The organism is Aggregatilinea sp., assembly GCF_036822615.1.
In the GTDB taxonomy this organism is placed as follows: Bacteria; Chloroflexota; Anaerolineae; order Aggregatilineales; family Aggregatilineaceae; genus Aggregatilinea.
In genome coordinates this window covers 217,522-236,211 of sequence record NZ_DAISHJ010000001.1, presented here as the reverse complement: position 1 = coordinate 236,211, position 18,690 = coordinate 217,522, and the positions used below count along the sequence as shown (strand labels likewise).

Genomic DNA, 18,690 nt, shown 5'->3' with positions numbered 1-18,690 from the left:
AACGGGCCGCACTCACAAGAGCGCGGCTCGTTTGCGTATCAGTTGGGGGCGTTATTCGGCCAGGGCGTCGAGACGTTCCTGGACAGCCTGACGGCTGGCGGTAAGGGTCGCCAGCTTGTCCCGCTCGCGCTGGACCACGTCGGGCTTGGCGCGACTGACGAAGTTCTCGTTGGCGAGCAGCCCCTCGGTGCGGGTGATCTGCTGCGAAAGGTTATCCAGCTCGCTGCTCAGGCGCTGGCGCTCGGCATCCAGATCGACCAGATCCGCCAGCGGGAGGTAGACCGTGACATCGGCGGACACGGTCGCGGCGGCGTTTTCCGGCGCGGCGCTGCCGGTCTGAAGCAGATCGACGTCGCTGACGTTGCAGAGCCGGGAGAACAGACTCTTGTAGTCTTCGAGCAGCGCGGCGTGCGATCCGGCATCCATGTGCGCGGTGATGCGACGGGATGGCTCCACGCGGTACTCGGCGCGGACGTTGCGGATGCCGCGCACGAGGTCCATCACCACGGCGAAGTCGGATTCGGCTGCATCGTCGATGTGGGCGGGGTTAGCAACCGGCCACGAAGACAGGATCAGCGGCTTGCCATCGGGGGACAGGTAGGTCCAAATGGCTTCGGTGATGAACGGAATATACGGGTGCAGCAGGCGCAGCCCGGCGTTGATCACGTAGGACAGGACGTCAAGCGCGTGCTCGCGGTCTTCACCCTCGCCGCTGTACAGCGCGTTCTTGCTGATCTCCACGTACCAGTCGGCAAACTCGCTCCACATGAAGTCGAGAATCTGGCGCCCGGCCTCGCTGTACTGGTAGGTTTCGAACAGCCGGTCCACGTTGGTGATGAGCTTCGAGAGGCGGCTGAGAATCCAGCGGCTGGGCAGATCCAGCGTGGTGACGTCCGGCTCGGCGCGAGGCGTGTAGCCGTCGAGATTGGCCCACGTGAAGCGGGACATCTGCCAGAGCTTGTTGCCGAAGTTGCGGCTGTACTCGATGCGGCTTTCAGCCAGGTTGAGGTCCGCGCCGGGGGCGCTGCCGGTCAACAGGGTGAAGCGCAGCGCGTCCGCGCCGTACTTGTCCACGGTTTCGATTGGATCGATCACGTTGCCGTAGGATTTGCTCATTTTGCGCCCGTGCTCGTCACGGACGAGGCCGTGCAGGTAGACGGTATGGAACGGCGGCTGATCAGTGAACCACATGCCCATCATGATCATGCGCGCGACCCAGAAGAACAGGATGTCGTAGCCCGTTTCCATGACGCTGGTCGGGTAGTAGCGCTGTAGATCGGGCGTTTGCTCCGGCCAGCCGAGCGTGCTGAACGGCCACAGGCCGCTGCTGAACCACGTATCGAGCACGTCGGGATCCTGGCGCAGCTTGCCGCTGCCGCAGTGGGCGCAGTGCTCGGGATCTTCGCGCGTGACGGTGACCTCACCGCAGTCGTCGCAGTACCACGCGGGGATGCGGTGGCCCCACCAGAGCTGGCGGCTGATGCACCAGTCCTCGATATTTTCGAGCCAGTTGAAGTAGACACGCTCGAAATGGTCGGGGATGATCTTGATGCGCCCATCGCGGACCGCGCCGAGGGCTTTTTCGGCCAGCGGCTCGATCTTCACGAACCACTGGGTGCTGATGAGCGGCTCCACGATCTCGCCGCCGCGCTGCGAGCGTGGCACGACGTGCTTGTGCGGCTCGACGCGCAGGGTGATGCCCTGGGCTTCCATATCGGCCCAGAGCGCTTTACGGGCGTCGAAGCGGTCCATGCCCGCGTAAGGACCGGCGTTGGCGTTCAGCGTGGCGTCGGTGTTCATGATGTTGATCACCGGCAGGTTGTGGCGCTGGCCGATGAGGTAGTCGTTCGGGTCGTGGCCGGGGGTGATCTTCACCGCGCCGGTACCGAACTCGCGGTCCACATATTCGTCCGCAATGATGGGGATCTCGCGGTTGAGCACCGGCACGATGCAGGTTTTGCCGACGAGATCTTTATAACGTGGATCTTCGGGATGAACCGCCACGGCAGTATCGCCCAGGATGGTTTCGGGGCGCGTGGTCGCCACGGGCAGGCTGCCGCCGCCCTTGACCGGATAGTTGAAGTAGTACAGGTTGCCCTGTTCCTCGACGCGCTCCACTTCCAGGTCGCTGACGGCGGTTTGCAGGCCGGGCGACCAGTTGATCAGGCGCGGGCCGCGATAGAGCAGTCTCTGTTCCCAGAGCGTGACAAAGGCTTCGCGCACGGCACGGGAGAGGCCCTCATCGAGCGTGAAGCGCTCGCGATCCCAGTCGCAGCTTGCGCCGAGGCGGCGAAGCTGGTCTTCGATGCGGCCCGCGTACTTATTTTTCCATTCCCAGGTGCGGCGCAGAAATTCCTCACGCCCGACTTCCTGGCGGCTCGTGCCCTCGCTGCGCAGCAGGCGCTCGACCTGGAGCTGCGTGGCGATCCCGGCGTGGTCCGCGCCGGGAATCCACAGCGCGGCGCGGCCCTTCATGCGGGCGTGGCGGATCATGAGGTCTTCCAGGCTGACGAACATCGCGTGGCCGTTGTGCAGCGCGCCAGTCACGTTGGGCGGCGGGATGGCGATTACGAACGGGTCTGCACCGGGGTTAACCTCGGGCTTGAACCAGCCGTTTTCTTGCCACCAGTGATAGATGCTCATCTCCTGGTCGTTGAAGTCGAAGAGCGTCGGCATCTCGCTTGTTGCGGTGAACTTAGTCGTCATAATGTCCTCGTGGCGCGCTGTTCAGGAACGAACGGAAAGAGGCAGTCCTATCGCCTCGCAGAAATTTCGTGTAGTCATCAAACGCTTTCTCCACACCAGGAGAATAGATGGCTTCCAAAGAGCAGGGGACGTCTGTATTCGCATCCGCTACTCTTCGGGCTTCACTGCCGAGATGAGTAACTCCCAGCGATCCGGTGCGACTACGATGTCTTGAAATCCGACTTCGAGCATAACCACTTCGACTTCCTCGGCAGTGAGAGCCCGGAAGACCACCGGATGCCTGGACACACGGTATGTCTGACCGGTGCCTCGCACGACGAAGTTACTGACGGTCACGGTGATGGGCGGGCCATCGTCCCAGTCCCACAGATCGAAGATAATGATCTGCTCCTCCGGCTCGTCGTGGACGCGGCCCGGCCAGAAGCGGGGCCGGTCATCGAGCAGCGGCTCGAAATCGCGCATGCCAATCAGCAGGAGACCACCGGGACGCAGAAGGTCGTGGAAGACCAAAAGCGCTTCTTCGATCTGCTCATCCTGCAGCAAGTGGGGCAGGGCATTGCCTTTGGTCAGGACCGCGTCAAACGGCCCTTGAACCGCGCCGGGCAGCCCTTGAAAGTCGGATTGGACGAACGTGATCTGGTCCAACACGCCGTAATGCTCGGCATTCTGCCGGGCACGCGCCAGCAGGCCCGCACTCGGATCGGCGGCGGTGACCTGATAGCCCAGGCGGGCGAGGGCGATGGCCTGGGTTCCCGGACCGCAGGAGGTATCCAGCACGGTCTTTACATCATGCGGGCGGAGGAAGCGGCGCAGGTTCAGGCCCTCGCGCTCCAATTCCGTATCCCAATCGCGGTACTGGAGATGATAGTCATCCGCTACGGCATCGTAGAACAGGCTCGTGTCATTGTCGGTTGGCATACCAGTACATCTCCATCTCTAGAAACAAAAATGCCCTGTCGCCATACAAGGACGAAAGGGCAGGCTTTCGCGGTACCACCTTGCTTCCCGACGGCACAAGGCCACCGGGCGCTTCAAAGCACGCTAACGGGTGCGAACCGGGCATCCCTACCAGAACGGGTCAGAATGCCAACTCGGGAGCGACCTTCCGCGGCGGCGCACTGTGCAGGCTTTCAGCCAATGACCCGCACTCTCTACAGGCCCAGACCGCGTACTCTTCTCCGTCACTGTCTTTCGGAGACCTATAAGGGCGAGTATAGCATGGGGAGGGGGGATAGTAAATAGGCGGGTTAGCCCGTGGGGGCGTGCCCGGCGGCGTCAAGCAGGCTGCGAATACGCGAGGCGACCATCTCGATCGCCACGAGGTTCTTACCCCCCTCGGGGATAATCACATCCGCGTAACGCTTGCTCGGCTCGACAAATTCCAGGTGCATGGGGCGGACCGTGTGAAGATACTGCGTCACGACCGAATCCACCGTACGTCCACGCTCAGAGAGGTCACGGGTGAGGCGGCGGATAAAGCGCAGGTCCGCGTCCGTATCCACAAAGATCCGCACATCGAAGCACTCACGCAGATCAGGCTCAGCGAAGACTAGAATCCCCTCAACCAGAATAATCGGCTGCGGCTGGATCACACGCACGGCCTGCGTGCGCTCGTAGGTGGTGAAGTCGTAGACGGGGATTGTTGCGGGCTGCCACGCCTTGAGCCGCTGAATATGCTGAATGAGAAGGCTGGTTTCCAGCGCATCGGGGTGGTCGAAGTTGATTAGGCCCTGAGTGTGGGGAATATCGGACAGGTTGCGGTAGTAGGCGTCATGCTCGATATAGGCGAGGTGCTCGGTCCCCACGCGCTCAAGGATCGCCATAGAGGCCGTTGTTTTGCCGGAGCCAGAACCGCCCGCGACACCAATAACCACCGGAGTAGGGTAGGGTACAGTGTCCGACATTGCTTCTCCTGCACAGGGCCAGATAAAAGAAATGCCCGCAGTCTAGATAACTGGGGCAAAAAGGTGAGCCACCCAAGAGAGTTGAACTCTTAACCTAACGCTTACGAAGCGTTTGCTCTGCCGATTGAGCTAGGGTGGCGAGTGCATCAATTGATGGGCATTATAACAATGGCGGGAGTCTCTGACAAGGGGGAATCTGCGCAGTCGGGGCCGTATTACCCCGGGGGCATGGGGAAAGCGCGTGCGCTCCGCTATAATTGCCGGGTAGAGGCTGGAGCCATCAATTCCCTAAATGAGGTTATTGTGAAACTCACATTCTATGATAGCGTCTCGCTGTTTGCCGATCTGGCAGACGAGTGGGATTTGCTGCTGGAAGAAAGCAGCGCCAACCGGGTGTTTTCATCGTATCTGTGGCAGACAACGTGGTGGGAGATTTACCAACCGGGGCAGATCTGGGCCATGGCGGTCCGTGACGACGACGGCCAGCTTCAGGGCATCGCACCGTGGTTCCTGTGCGGACGGCAGCCCGAAGCACGGAAAGTCAGCCAGATCGGCTGTGTAGACGTTACCGACTACCTGCAAGTGATCGTCCGCAAGGGCCAGGAAGGGGCCGTTTTCAGCGCGTTCGCAGATTACATCGCGGCGCACCCGGATCGCTACAACGTCCTTGAGCTGTGTAACATCCCTGAGTCCTCTCCCATGCGCGAGTGGCTCCCCGGCCTGATCGAAGCGCGCGGCCTGTCGTGTGTCGAGGAAGTACAGGACGTGTGCCCGGTGATCGCGCTGCCGGAGGACTGGGAAGGCTACGTCAACTCACTCAACAAGAAAAACCGACACGAACTGCGGCGGAAAATTCGCCGGGCAGGGGAGGTCGATTGGTACATCGTGGGACCGGAGCACGACATCAATGCCGAAATGGAACGCTTCTTCACATTGATGCGGTCCAGCTCTCCACTCAAGGCGGAATTTCTCGAAGATCCGCACCACGCCGCGTTTTTTGCCGCCGTGACCCCCAAGCTGCTGGAAAAGGGCTGGCTTCAGCTCGCGTTCTTGCTGGTCGGCGGAGAGCCTGCCGCGACGTACCTTAACTTCACCATTGGCGACCGGGTGATGGTCTACAACTCCGGTCATAACCCCGAACTGAACGGGTACAGTCCCGGTATCGTGCTGCTGGCGCGGCTGATCGAATACGCTATTACGCACGGTTTCCACACGTTCGATTTCCTGCGCGGCGACGAATCGTACAAGTACGATCTCGGCGGGCAAAACACGCAGGTCTACAGCCTCACAATCTCCGCTGCGAGTCAGGGCTAATTCGATGACGGGCGCACGCATCCACCGGATCGCCATGCTGAGCGTGCACACCTCCCCGCTGGCGGCGTTGGGTGGCAAAAAAACGGGTGGAATGAACGTTTACGTACGCGACCTCAGCCGGGAGATTGGCCGACGCGGAATCGACGTGGACATCTATACGCGGCGGGATAGCTCCGATCTGCCGAAGATCGCGCCGTTGGCCGATCATGTGCGTGTGATCCACGTGCCATGCGGCCCTAAAAAACCGCTCGGAACCGCCGAGGTTTATCCCTTCCTGCCCGAATTCGCCGCCAATGCGGCCAAGCTGACCGGGAAAAAAGCGTCGTACGACGTCATTTTCAGCCACTACTGGCTCAGCGGGTGGGCAGCGCACAGCCTTCAGGACGCGTGGTCTGCGCCAACCGTACAAATGTTCCATACCCTGGGGCGGATGAAGAATCGCGTCGCACAGCAGGCGAAAGACCAGGAAGCCGAGATCCGCATCACGACCGAGCTTGAATCGCTGGGATGGTCGGATCGCATCATTGCGGCCACCCCTGCGGAGCGCGCGCAGCTCCTCTGGCTGTACCGGGCTGACCGGCGCAAGATCGAAGTCATCCCGCCCGGTGTGGATACACAGCGCTTCCACCGCATCGATGCCGCCAAAGCGAAGCAGCAGATTGGCATTAACGCGGAACAGCGGATTGTGCTGTTCGTCGGGCGGATCGAGCCGCTCAAGGGCATCGACACTCTGCTGCGCGCGGTGGCGCTGCTGCGCCAGGATGGTTTAGCCAGCACGGACGACGTGTGCGTGGTTGTTATCGGGGGGCAGAGCGAAAACGCCGTGCCTGATGCGGAAACGGCGCGGCTGCTGGCGCTGCGCGATGAACTGGGACTAAAAGACCAGGTGACCTTTGCAGGCGCGCGCGATCAGGAAACGCTGCCTGCCTACTACAGCGCGGCGGAAGTGCTGGTGATGCCTTCCGACTATGAGAGCTTCGGATTGGTCGCGCTGGAGGCGATGGCCTGCGGCACGCCCGTGATCGCGTCAGAGGTCGGTGGACTTGCGTTTCTGGTCGAAGACGGGGTGACAGGGTTCCACGTCCCTTACCGCGATCCGCACGCCCTGGCGAACCGCATCGGGACGCTGATCACGACGCCGGAACTGCGGGAAAGCATGGGGGATGCCGCCCAGCGCGTGGCCGCCGGGTACGATTGGAGCGCGATCGCAGATCGCGTGTTGGGCCTGTTCGAGCGCGTACAGCGGCAGTATCGCAAGCGCCACGATCATTCGTGATGGGAAACACCACGGGCAGAGCAACGCTGCTCTGCCCGACATTCACGTTTAGCCGCCGTAGGAATCCAACGTGTTGATGGCTTCGGCAGAGATATACGGCTCGGTGATTTCCATGTCGAGCGCCTTGTCTTCGTCCAGCAGCATCTCGCCCAGATAGTACAGCACGTCGTTATAGCCGTCGAAGCGGTAGCGCCGCGTGACCCAGGAATACTTGGGATGGCAAAAGACGACGCTGAAACGAACTGCGTCATCGTCGGGGACGAATTCCTCGCCCACCATCCACACGGGCGCGTACTGGGTCAAGTGGGGCTTGGCCTTCGCATCACGACGCGCGCGAATCAAAGCGAGTGTTGCGGTCTGACCGGTTTTCTGAGCTTCCATCATGCGAATCCTCTGTGCAGCAACTGATCCTGGGTCGTTTCATTCCAAAGTGTATTGGATTTGAGAAGATCTGAATAGTGGAAATTTTAACAGCAATTCCGGAGAACTGATTATTTTCTAAGGCAATCATCATTTAAAACAAAACACCGGGATCCCTATAACCCCGGCGTTTTCAGTCTTTTACAGTGGCATCCCGCTGTCAGTTACGTTTACAACGTGTGTCCATCGCGTTAACGGGGCGGTCGCAGGCAGCCTACCGCGTGATCCTGAACGATCTTGAGCGAGTCTCCTACGCGAACCAGGAGATCGGGGCGGACCGAAACACGGCGCGTCTTTCGATCCACAGAGACATCCGCCCATCCGCGGCCCAACCGGAGCACCCGGCCAATTTCAATCGTTGTCGTCTGCATCGTAAGTCTCCTTTAGTGCGGCACCGCCGCTCTCACTAAAACCCCTCCTGTTTCACGATCCGTCGTTTACCAGGTAAATATTTGGATCCTATATCCTGATTCAAACACTTCTAACTATTTAGCGTCAAGTTAATCGCCTGGGATACTTCCTGTTTCCGATTCCATCATTACGCGTAGGATATGTCAAAATGAACGCTGCTACATCAGCCGGTTGGCTATTCCGGCATCCTACCTTTGACCTATCCACGGTGTGTGTTACATGCATGCCAATATTTGTCTCGGGTATAATGCCCGTTTGAAGTTGGCGCTTGCACTGAAGCGAGGTCTGCATGGACAGTTTGCAGTTCGATCACACGACCTATCTTTCGCCGCTGACGTGGCGGTATGGTAGCGAGGCCATGCGTGAGGTGTGGAGCCAGCATCGCCAGCGCCGTTTGTGGCGGCAGGTGTGGACCGCACTGGCGGAAGCACAGGCGGCCAGCGGGCTGATCGGCGGTGAACAGGTGGCGGACATTCAAGCTCACGCGGAAGACATCGACCTGGAGCGATCGAGCGCGGTCGAAGCGGAGATTCACCACGATCTGATGGCGGAGCTGCGCGTGTTTGCGAGCCAGTGCGCAGTAGGCGGTGGCGCGCTGCACCTGGGCGCGACCAGCGCGGATATTGAAGATAACGCGGATGTGTTGCGCGTCCGGCAGGCGCTCGATCTGACTCTGGAGGGTCTACGCGCGCTGCTCGCGGCGCTGGCGGATCAGATCGACGCCTGGGCAGACGTGACGAGCATGGGCTTCACCCACATCCAGCCCGCCGAACCGACCACCGTCGGCTACCGGCTGGCGCAGTACGCCCAGGATCTGCTGATGGATTGGGGCGAGGTGCGGCGCGTGCGCGACAACTTGCGCGGCAAAGGCATCAAGGGCGCGGTCGGCACGAGCGCATCTTACATGGATCTGCTGGCGGGCACGGGCTGGACGGCAGCACAGCTCGAAGCCGACGTGATGCGCCGGTTGAACCTGGATACTTTCACGGTGAGCACGCAGGTCTACGCACGCAAGCAGGATTGGCTCGTGCTCAACGCGCTGGCGGGGATTGCGGGCAGCGCTAACAAGCTGATGCTGGATTTACGCGTGCTGCAAAGTCCCCCGTTCGGCGAATGGGCCGAGCCGTTCCGTGAAAAGCAAGTCGGATCGTCGGCGATGCCGTTCAAGCGTAATCCGATCAATGCCGAAAAAGTGAACAGCCTCGCGCGGTGGGTCGCGGCGCTGCCACGCGTCGCATGGGATAACGCGGCGCTGACCATCCTGGAGCGCAGCCTGGATGATTCGGCCAACCGCCGACTGATGTTCCCGGAAGCATTCCTGACCGTGGACGAGATTGTGCAGGTGTGCACGCGCATCGTGCGCGATCTGCGCGTGAACCGGGCCGCAATCGAGCGCAACGTCGCCATTTACGGCGTCTTCGCCGCCGTAGAGCGCGTCCTGATGGCGCTGGGCAGGGCAGGCGCGGATCGTCAGGAGATGCACGAGCGCCTGCGCACGCACAGCATGGCGGCCTGGGCCGAGGTCAGCCAGGGACGGTCGAATCCGCTGCCGGATCTCCTGCGCGCCGACGAGACGATTACGGCTATTGTGCCCGAAGAAACACTGCTCGCGCTGCTGGATGCGAGCGCCTATGTGGGCGATGCGCCAGAACGCGCCCGGCGGCTCGCGGGGGAGATCCGGCAGGCTCTCTCCTAAACTTGTTCAAACTGCCAGCCGAAAAACGGAGGGCATACCGTTATTATGGGAACGTGGGTTTGATAGAGCAGCGAGCGAGGGATTCACATGCCACGAGCAATCTTGAGCGTATACGATAAAACGGGCCTGCCGGAATTCGCAGAGGCGCTGTCAAGACTTGGGTGGGATCTGGTGGCGAGCGGCGGCACCGCCCGCGTGCTGGAACTAGCCGGGCTGACGGTGACGCCGGTCGAACAAATCACGCAGGCCCCGGAAATGCTCGGTGGGCGGGTGAAGACCCTGCACCCTGCCGTGCATGCGGCGATCCTGGCCCGCGATACGACTGAGGATATGGCCGCGCTGGCCGAGCAGGGGTACGCCCCGATCGATATGGTGGTCTGCAACCTGTATCCGTTTCAGGAGACGGTAGCAAAGATCGGCGTATCGCTGGCGGAGGCGATCGAACAGATCGATATCGGCGGTGTAGCGCTTCTGCGCGCCGCGGCGAAAAACTTCCAGCGCGTGATCGTGGTCAGCGATCCTGCCGATTACCCGCTCGTGCTGTCGCTGCTCCAGGCCAGCGAGCCAGCGGAAATGCACATCTGGCGGCAGCTTGCGGCAAAGGCGTTCGCCCTGACGCGCGATTACGACACGGCGATTCACTCGTACCTGTCGCAAGAAGTGGGGATCGATGCCGACCGCGGCCTGCCGGACGTGCTCTCGATCGGGCTGACGCGTGTGCAATCCCTGCGCTACGGGGAGAACCCGCACCAGGCGGCGAGCCTATACGCGACGCATCCCAGCGCAAAACCGCTGGGCGCGGACGTGTTGGGCGGCAAGGAGCTGTCGTACAACAATCTGCTCGATCTGGATGCGGCGTGGCACGCCGTCCTCAGCTTTGAGCCGTCCACTGTGGTGATCGTCAAGCATCTGACGCCAACCGGCATCGCAACAGCGGACACGCTGGCAGAAGCCTTCCCGCTGGCGCTGATGTCCGATCCTGTTTCTGCGTTTGGGGGTGTGATCGCGGTGAACGACGTGGTGGACGACGCGTTCGTGGATGCGCTCGGCACGCTGTTCGTCGAAGCGATTGCTGCGCCCGATTTTACGGCTACGGCCCAGCAGCGCCTCAATACGTCGCGCAAAAACTGTCGGCTGCTGCGGATCGAGCCGCGCACGGTTGAAGCCGCACTGGACGTGCGCAGCATCCGTGATGGATATCTGATCCAGACGATTGATGATGGCGATCCCCAACAGGCGGAATGGCGCGTGGTGACGCAGCGCGCGCCAACACCTACCGAGCTTCAGGCGCTGCGCTTCGGGTGGCGCGCTGTGCAGCATGTTAAGAGCAACGCGATCGTGCTGGCAAAAGAGCAGGCCACGGTGGGGATCGGCGGCGGGCTGCCCAGCCGCCTGGACGCGGCGCGGCTGGCGATCGAAAAGGCGGGCGCGCACGCACAGGGATCTGTGCTGGCCTCCGACGCTTTCTTCCCATTCCCTGACGCGCTGGAAGTTGGCATTCAGGCCGGGATTACGGCAGTGGTCCAGCCGGGCGGCTCGATCCGCGATCAGGCGGTCATCGAGGCGGCGGACGCGGCGGGAATCGCCATGATCTTCACCGGCACGCGGCATTTCAGGCACTAAATCGGAACGGAAACACCTGCCGGGAGCGGCACTGATGGCGTTACAAGTCGGACACTGCGCGAGTAATTTTTGACGAAAACTTGACGTGCGGACACAATTACGTGTTATACTTGAAACGTTTAAGCACACCGCCCGCTGCCCGCAACGGCAGAACCGGGCCGCGTACGTTATTTTTGCGCAGCGACTGTGCAAGAAATTGTCATTAGGAGGATTTCTGTGGCAAGTGTAACTTACCGAAACGTCACAAAGCGCTGGGGCGATGTTACCGCGGTGAAGAACCTCAACATCGACATCCCAGATGGCGAATTCCTGGTTTTCGTTGGCCCGTCGGGCTGCGGCAAGTCAACCAGCCTGCGTATGCTGGCCGGACTGGAAGAGATTTCTGAAGGCGAGATCCTCATCGGCGACCGCGTTGTGAACAACGTCGCTCCGAAGGACCGCGACATCGCCATGGTGTTCCAGAGCTACGCGCTGTACCCGCACATGACCGTGTACGACAACATGGCGTTTGGCCTTCGCCTGCGCCGTACGCCGAAGCACGTCATCGACGAGCGCGTGCGTGAAGTCGCCTCCAGCCTGGGCATCGAGCAGCTGCTCGACCGCCGCCCCCGCCAGCTTTCGGGTGGTCAGCGCCAGCGCGTCGCCGTGGGCCGCGCTATCGTGCGTGAACCCGCCGTGTTCCTCCTGGACGAGCCGCTGTCCAACCTGGACGCCAAGCTGCGCGTTGAAGCCCGTTCGTTCATCACCAAGCTGCACCAGCGCCTGGGCACGACGTTCATCTACGTGACGCACGACCAGACCGAAGCTATGACGATGGCCGAGCGTATCGCCGTTCTGCGCGCGGGCGAACTGCAACAGATCGACACGCCCTCGAACCTGTACGATCATCCCGGCAATATTTTTGTGGCCGGGTTCATCGGCAGCCCGTCGATGAACTTCTTCGATAACGCACTGCTGAGCGAAGAAGGCGGCAAGCTGTTCATCGATACGAGCGTGTACAAGCTCGAAGTGCCACCGGCGCGTTACGACCTCTACCGCCCGTATATCGGCAAGCGCGTTGTCTTCGGCATTCGTCCCGAAGATATTCACCACCCTGAATTCCCGCCGCCCGGTATCGTGCCGTCAAACTCTGAAGCAACCGTGGACGTGGTCGAGCTGATGGGTAACGAGAAGATCGTGTATCTCGAAAAGGCTGGCAAGACCGTTTTGGCCCGTATGGACCCGCGCTCGGACGTCCATGTGGGGCAGACGACCGGTGTCGTGTTTAACATGGCGAATATGCACCTCTTCGATCCCGAGACGGAGCGCGCGCTGCAATAAGCGACGCCAGTTCTTCCGGCATCAACCTATTGTGCAGCCGCGTGTGTTTATCACAGGCGGCTGCTTTTAATTTCTCCCAATACCGTTAGCCTTTTTTAGCGACTGACTTCTTCCATGACAACTCCTTCCTTCGATTCCAACCAGCTCGAACACGATCTCAAACGCGCCCTGGGCGGCGACGTGTCCTTCGACCAGATGACGCGGCTGCTGTACAGCACGGATGCCAGTAACTACAAGATCGAGCCGATCGGCGTGGTGCGTCCCAAGGACGCGGACGACGTGGCGGCGACTCACGCCATCACGGGGCAGTATGGCGTACCGCTGCTGCCGCGGGGCGGGGGGAGCAGCCTCGCCGGGCAGACGGTGGGACACGCCGTGGTGATGGATTTCTCGCACTATATGCGGCGTGTGGTCGGAATCAATGCCGAGGCCCGAACGGTGCGCGTACAGCCGGGCGTGGTACTGGGGCAGCTCAACGCGCAGCTTGCGCCGTTGGGCCTGATGGTGGGCCCCGATCCGGCGAGCGGCGAACGCGCAACTGTGGGCGGCTGCGTCGGGAATAACGCGACCGGGATGCACAGCATCCTGTACGGCATGTTCGGCGATCACGTGCGCGGGGTAGAGGCGGTGCTGGCCGACGGCGAGCGCGTCGCGTTCGGAAAAGACGCGCCTACCAGCGCACGCAGGCAGGCGCTCGAAGCGCAAATCGCGCGTATCGTCACGAAAAACAGCGACGAGATCGCACGGCGTTTTCCGAAGACGTGGCGCACGGTAGCCGGGTATGCACTGAACAAGCTCGATCCCACTGCGCCAGATCTGGCGCGGCTGTTCACTGGATCGGAGGGCACGCTGGGTACGGTGATCGAGGTTGAGCTGGGCCTCGTGCCGCGCCCGGTGATGACGCGTCAGGTGCTGCTGCATTATGACGACCTGCGCGCGGCGCTCGAAGCGGTTCCGGCGATCCTGGAAACGAATCCTTCCGCGGTGGAACTGCTCGACCGGATGTTGATCCACATGACACGCGCGCACATCGAGTTTTCGCGCCATTTGACGTTTGTCGTGGGCGATCCGGCGGCAGTGCTTGTGGTGGAATACTACGGGGAGAGGGAGTCCGAACTGGCGTCGAAGGTGGAACGGCTCCAACAGCACATGGCGGCGGGTGGTTACCACGGCTCGACGGTGATCGCATCAACCGCGGCGCAAATGAGCGACGTGCTCAAAGTGCGCAAGGCCGGGTTGGGACTGCTGATGAGTATGCGCAGCGCCAATAAGCCGGTGGCGTTCATCGAGGACGCAGCGGTCCCGGTGGAGCATCTGCCGGATTACGTCGAGGGTGTGGAACGGATCGTGACCGAGGCAGGTACGAGTATGGCGATCTATGCGCACGCCAGCGCGGGCTGTTTGCACATCCGCCCGCTGATCGATCTCAAGACGGTAGAGGGGCTAAAACGCTATCGCACGATTGCCGAGGGCGCGCTGGCGCTGGCGATCCACTTCGAAGGGACGACCAGCGGCGAGCACGGTGAAGGGCTTTCGCGCGGGGAATTCAGCGAAAAACTGTTTGGGCCGCAGATCACAGGGGCGTTCCGGCAGGTAAAGGCGGCATTCGATCCCCACAACCGCATGAATCCCGGCAAAATCGTCTATGTTGGCCCGATGGACGATCCGGCCACGCTGCGTTACGGACCCGCCTACAGCACACCGTTAGCGCCGCCACGGTTACGGCTGGACTGGTCGGCGGACGGCGGTTATCCGGCGGCGGTCGAAATGTGCAACGGGGCGGGCGTGTGCCGCAAAGAAGACACGGGGATCATGTGCCCCAGTTTCATGGCGACGCGCAGCGAACGCGATTCGACGCGCGGGCGGGCGAACGCGTTGCGATTGGCGATGTCCGGCGCGCTGGGCCTGGAAGGGTTGGCCGACAAGCGCGTGTACGACGTATTGGACCTGTGCCTGTCGTGTAAGGCATGTAAAGCCGAATGTCCGTCCGGCGTCGATATGGCGCGCCTGAAAACCGAATTCACGGCAAGCTATCAGGACGCACACGGTATTCCTCTGCGATCGCGGTTGTTCGGAAACATCCACCGCATGAACCGGCTCGGCAGTCTGATGCCCGCCGCGGCGAATGCTGTGCTGAGTTCCTCGCTTACGCGCCGGGCATTGGAGCGTGTGGGGATCACAACGCGACGCCAGCTCCCCCTGTTAGCCCGCGAGCGGTTCAGCACGTGGGCGCAGAACCATCCTCTTGAGGGAAAAGGCGGCGCACGCGCACCCATTTTGATTTCTGATACCTATACCGAATACAATTACCCGTATCTCGGTCAGGCGGTTATGCGCGTTGCGCAGGCGTTGGAGCAGGGCGTCGAGGTCTGGGGACCGGGACAAATCGACTGCTGCGGGCGGCCTCTGATCTCGAAAGGGCTGCTCGATCAGGCCTGGGATCTGGCGGCAAAGAACGTGCGCCGGATGGCCCCGGTGGCGGCACGCGGCGAGCGCTTCATGATCGTGGAGCCAAGCTGCGCCGCTGCGTTCCGCGACGAGTATCCCGATCTGGTTCCGCACGATCTGCGGACGGACGCACAGGCGGTTGCCAGCGCGGTGATCACCGTCGAGGAATGGGCCGCGGAAGCCGCAGAAAGCGGCCTGTTTGCCGGTGTAGCGTTCGACAGCGCACCGCATAAAGTCCTGCTGCACGGCCACTGTTACCAACGATCGCTGTGGGGCACGGGGGCGGCACACCGGATGCTGGCGCTGCTGCCCAACCTGGACATCTCCGAGCTGGATGACGGGTGCTGCGGCGTCGCGGGCAGCTTTGGGTACGAGGCCGAACATTACGATCTGTCGGTCCAAATTGGCGAGCAGCGGCTGCTGCCCGCCGTACGTGCTGCGTCTGATGCCATTGTCGCGGCCAGCGGCGTTTCGTGCCGGGAGCAGATTCGACATGGGACCGGACGTGAAGCGCTGCATCCAATCGAGATTGTGGCGATGGCGTTGGGTGCGGGTAATGAGTAAAGGACCAGCGATGGTCTTAAGGCGAGGAGTAAGTACGTTTCATGGCTGATTCTGAACTCCTGCTGAATGTGCTGCACAGCGTGAATCCGGACCGGCAGCAAACTGTTCTGGACGAGCTGCTGCAAGGGCTGAGCGCGATGCTGGGGTGTACGGCAACCGCGCTGTGGCGCATCGACGCTCCCGATCGAGCGCTGACGCTGCTGGGCTGCTATCCGTCAGGCGATACACTGGAAGGTTATATCGCAGAACCGGGACATGGTTTTGTGGGCCGGGCGCTGGATCGCCAGGAACAGCAGTTTGTTACGGATCGAGGCTGGACGTCCTCCGATGCACGGCTCGATGCATTGGGATTTCAGGCTGGGCTGGCCGCGCCGCTGATCTGGGACGATACGCTGTTAGGCGTCCTCGCCGCATTGGACAGCACGGAAGGACGCACATTCGACGATCTGGCCGGGCGCGGGATCGAACTTGTGGCACGCTATACGTCCGCCGTGTTGGCGGCCAACCGGCTCCAGGCGCAGAAACAAGAAACCGAGGTCGTGCTTCACACCGAACAAAACCGGCTCACGGGGCTTCAAGCTGCCGTACGGCAGGTTCTGGAACAGCCCGACGTCAACGTCAACCTGATACAGATCGCCGAGGCGTTTCAGGGCCTGGGTTGGGAACAGGTCATCCTGGCGGTGTATGACGACGAGGGCGCAGCGGACCAGCTCATTACGCTGGGCGTGCAGGAGAGCCGCCGGGAAGCTCTGCGAGACGGCATCATCCCGCGCCAGATCTGGATGATGTTCAGCCAGGGCCAGCTAGAGCAGTACCGGGTGGGCGCACTGTATTTCATCCCGGCTACGGATGGCGGCCAGCATTGGCATCCCGACGATTTGCTGTTCGCGCCGCTGCGGTTGGGACAGGGAAGGATCGTTGGAGCACTCCGGCTTGGCGATCCTGAAGGCAGCTTTCGTCCCCAGGCGTCCGCGCTGCGCGTGCTGGACGTCCTGGCGAGCCAAACTACATACCTCGTGGAAAATGCGCGACTGTTCGAGGAAAAAACGCGCACTGCAAACCAGTTGGCCGATCAGGTCGAAGAACTGTCGATGATTCACCGCGCAGACCGCGAGTTAAGCTCGCACCTGAACATGGATCAGGTGATGACACTGACGATGGACTGGGCGCTGCGCCGCACGGGGGCTGATACGGGCCTGCTGGCGCTGACGACGCAGGATCAGCGCGGGTTGGTTCCCTTTACGACGATGGGCTATTTGGGCGCGGAAATCCTCGCCAGCACCGAGCAGAACCCGTGGCCGCTTGATCGCGGGACGCTGGGGCATGCACTCACCAGCGGCCAGATCCAGATCGCAAACGATATGGCCGACGGTGACCCGGACGCGCTGATGCCGGGGGCGCGATCGCAAATTTCCGTGCCGCTGGTGATGCGCGGCGAAGTGCTGGGGGTGCTGTCGTTGATTTCGAGCGATTCCGGCACGTTCGGCGAGCAGAACGTCAGCTTCCTCGAACGTCTTGCCCGGCGGGCCGCGGTCGCGCTGGATAATGCCCGGCTGTTCCGGCAGTCGGAACAACTGGCCGACGACATGGCCGTGTTGTATTCGGCCAGCCGGACGATCACCGCGACGCTCGAACGGGATACGGTACTCCAGCGCATCGCACAGTCGCTGGCAGTGGCGCTCGATGCGTCCAGCGCGATCATTTTCAATTATCGAGTCGATCGCACGGACGCCGAGGTCCTGGCGGTATACCGGGTCGGCACGGCACGCGGCGCGCAGGAGCAGCTTCCCGCCGCCAAGTCGAGTGTCTCTATTACCGCCCTGGAGCCGCTGTCCAACGCGCTCAAACAAAACCGCGCGGTGGTGTTACGCACGATCGATCCGGATCTGCCCGGAGTCGTTCACCAAATGCTGCACGAAAATGGGGTGTGCGCCGCACTGCTGCTGCCACTGGTCGCCCAGGACGAACTCATCGGGCTGGTGATGGTGAACGAAGGGCGCTATGACCGGGTGTTCACGCCCAACGAAATCGCTAAGGCAGAGGCACTGGCCAATCAGGCGTCGATCGCACTGCGGCAGTCGATGCTGTATCACGAGGTGCTTCAGCTCGATAAGATCAAATCCGAGATGATCCGCATGGCCTCACACGACTTGCGGAATCCGCTGAACACGATTCTCGGATATCTCGATCTGATTTCGATGAGCCTCGAACAAGCCAACATCGGACCGGAGATCGAGGAATATCTGGGCGCCCTGCGCCGCAGCACGCGCACAATGCAGTCGCTGATCGATGACCTGCTGACGTTGGAACGAGTCGAAAGTGAGCGCGAAAGCGACTGGCAGACGTTCGATCTTTCGGGGTTGGTGACCGAGGTTATCGACGCGGAATATTCGGGCGCGCATCTCAAGAAGCAGTCGCTTCAATACCAGCACACGCCGGGCATGCCGCCGGTTTTCGGCAGCATCCCGCAGCTGCGGCAGGCGGTTGCCAATCTGGTGGGGAACGCGATCAAGTACACGCCGGAGAACGGCACGATCACGGTCGAGCTGACCTCCGATCACGAGCAGGTCTATTTCAGCGTTTCCGATAACGGGTATGGCATCTCGCCCGAACGGCAGGTGCGGATCTTCGAGCGGTTTTACCGCGCGCGCCAACCGGGGACCGAACAAATCCCCGGAACCGGCCTGGGCTTAAGCCTCGTCAAGACCGTCGTGGAACGGCATGGCGGACTGGTATCGTTCGAGAGTAAGGTCGGGCATGGGAGCACGTTCCGCTTCTGGCTGCCTGTCGCGCACGACAATAAGCGCTAGGCGGGCGATCAGTCGGCCAGCAGGGTGGCTCCGAGCATGTATGGGCGGGCGATATGCGTCGTGCACTCAATGCCGAGCGCGATATAAACCGCCTCGAAGGCCACATTGACGCGCTCAGCCATGACCGGATCGTCGCACAGCGCGAAGATGGTCGGGCCTGCGCCGCTAATGCCGGCGGCCAGCGCGCCCGCCGCGTGC

The 18,690-nt window shown here is 61.7% G+C and carries 11 protein-coding genes, 1 tRNA gene, 1 pseudogene and 1 other annotated feature; of the genes and pseudogenes, 7 read left to right on the top strand and 6 right to left on the bottom strand.

Features of this window, described 5'->3' with window-relative positions; all coding sequences use genetic code 11:
• Positions 1 to 51 precede the first annotated feature (51 nt).
• From V7116_RS00955 to V7116_RS00940, 4 genes are all read right to left on the bottom strand, one after another.
• Positions 52 to 2,706: a valine--tRNA ligase gene (locus V7116_RS00955; RefSeq protein WP_324389465.1), complete on the bottom strand. Its 2,655-nt coding sequence runs from the start codon at positions 2,704 to 2,706 to the stop codon at positions 52 to 54.
• Between the two features lie 147 nt (positions 2,707 to 2,853).
• Positions 2,854 to 3,624: a class I SAM-dependent methyltransferase gene (locus V7116_RS00950; protein WP_324389463.1), complete on the bottom strand. Its 771-nt coding sequence runs from the start codon at positions 3,622 to 3,624 to the stop codon at positions 2,854 to 2,856.
• Between the two features lie 44 nt (positions 3,625 to 3,668).
• Positions 3,669 to 3,900, bottom strand: a binding site (T-box leader).
• 53 nt (positions 3,901 to 3,953) lie between these two features.
• On the bottom strand, positions 3,954 to 4,610 hold the full coding sequence (gene udk, locus V7116_RS00945) for a uridine kinase (RefSeq protein ID WP_324389461.1): 657 nt from the start codon (positions 4,608 to 4,610) through the stop codon (positions 3,954 to 3,956).
• Positions 4,611 to 4,676: 66 nt separating this feature from the next.
• Positions 4,677 to 4,749 (bottom strand) — tRNA-Thr (locus V7116_RS00940).
• 164 nt (positions 4,750 to 4,913) lie between these two features.
• Here V7116_RS00940 and V7116_RS00935 point away from each other — a divergent pair.
• On the top strand, positions 4,914 to 5,924 hold the full coding sequence (locus V7116_RS00935; RefSeq protein ID WP_324389459.1) for a GNAT family N-acetyltransferase: 1,011 nt from the start codon (positions 4,914 to 4,916) through the stop codon (positions 5,922 to 5,924).
• Between the two features lie 4 nt (positions 5,925 to 5,928).
• Positions 5,929 to 7,200 (top strand): glycosyltransferase, encoded by a 1,272-nt coding sequence (locus V7116_RS00930; protein ID WP_324389457.1) that lies wholly within the window; start codon positions 5,929 to 5,931, stop codon positions 7,198 to 7,200.
• A gap of 48 nt (positions 7,201 to 7,248) precedes the next feature.
• Here the strand turns inward: V7116_RS00930 and V7116_RS00925 are convergent, their stop codons facing one another.
• A complete protein-coding gene (locus V7116_RS00925; RefSeq protein WP_324389455.1) occupies positions 7,249 to 7,581 on the bottom strand; it encodes a hypothetical protein in 333 nt (110 codons plus the stop codon).
• Positions 7,582 to 8,320: 739 nt separating this feature from the next.
• Between V7116_RS00925 and purB the strand changes: the two genes are divergently transcribed.
• From purB to V7116_RS00900, 5 genes are all read left to right on the top strand, one after another.
• The gene (gene purB, locus V7116_RS00920) at positions 8,321 to 9,727 is read left to right on the top strand and encodes an adenylosuccinate lyase (RefSeq protein WP_324389452.1); all 1,407 of its coding nucleotides are present in this window, start codon (positions 8,321 to 8,323) and stop codon (positions 9,725 to 9,727) included.
• Between the two features lie 87 nt (positions 9,728 to 9,814).
• On the top strand, positions 9,815 to 11,350 hold the full coding sequence (purH, locus tag V7116_RS00915; RefSeq protein ID WP_324389450.1) for a bifunctional phosphoribosylaminoimidazolecarboxamide formyltransferase/IMP cyclohydrolase: 1,536 nt from the start codon (positions 9,815 to 9,817) through the stop codon (positions 11,348 to 11,350).
• A gap of 216 nt (positions 11,351 to 11,566) precedes the next feature.
• Complete coding sequence (locus V7116_RS00910; protein WP_324389448.1) at positions 11,567 to 12,670, top strand: ABC transporter ATP-binding protein; 1,104 nt, start codon at positions 11,567 to 11,569, stop codon at positions 12,668 to 12,670.
• 114 nt (positions 12,671 to 12,784) lie between these two features.
• Positions 12,785 to 15,682, top strand: coding sequence for an FAD-binding and (Fe-S)-binding domain-containing protein (locus tag V7116_RS00905; RefSeq protein ID WP_324389446.1), 2,898 nt, complete (start codon positions 12,785 to 12,787; stop codon positions 15,680 to 15,682).
• A gap of 41 nt (positions 15,683 to 15,723) precedes the next feature.
• Positions 15,724 to 18,492: a GAF domain-containing protein gene (locus V7116_RS00900; protein WP_324389445.1), complete on the top strand. Its 2,769-nt coding sequence runs from the start codon at positions 15,724 to 15,726 to the stop codon at positions 18,490 to 18,492.
• 8 nt (positions 18,493 to 18,500) lie between these two features.
• Here the strand turns inward: V7116_RS00900 and V7116_RS00895 are convergent.
• Positions 18,501 to 18,690, bottom strand: a pseudogene (locus V7116_RS00895) (homoserine kinase); the annotation flags it as partial.

Excerpts from the sequence above, each read along its gene's own strand:
- V7116_RS00905 (WP_324389446.1), top strand. The coding sequence starts at position 12,785 with ATGACAACTCCTTCCTTCGATTCCAACCAGCTCGAACACGATCTCAAA.
- purB (WP_324389452.1), top strand. The coding sequence starts at position 8,321 with ATGGACAGTTTGCAGTTCGATCACACGACCTATCTTTCGCCGCTGACG.
- V7116_RS00900 (WP_324389445.1), top strand. The coding sequence starts at position 15,724 with ATGGCTGATTCTGAACTCCTGCTGAATGTGCTGCACAGCGTGAATCCG.
- purH (WP_324389450.1), top strand. The coding sequence starts at position 9,815 with ATGCCACGAGCAATCTTGAGCGTATACGATAAAACGGGCCTGCCGGAA.
- V7116_RS00950 (WP_324389463.1), bottom strand. The coding sequence starts at position 3,624 with ATGCCAACCGACAATGACACGAGCCTGTTCTACGATGCCGTAGCGGAT.
- V7116_RS00925 (WP_324389455.1), bottom strand. The coding sequence starts at position 7,581 with ATGGAAGCTCAGAAAACCGGTCAGACCGCAACACTCGCTTTGATTCGC.
- udk (WP_324389461.1), bottom strand. The coding sequence starts at position 4,610 with ATGTCGGACACTGTACCCTACCCTACTCCGGTGGTTATTGGTGTCGCG.
- V7116_RS00930 (WP_324389457.1), top strand. The coding sequence starts at position 5,929 with ATGACGGGCGCACGCATCCACCGGATCGCCATGCTGAGCGTGCACACC.
- V7116_RS00955 (WP_324389465.1), bottom strand. The coding sequence starts at position 2,706 with ATGACGACTAAGTTCACCGCAACAAGCGAGATGCCGACGCTCTTCGAC.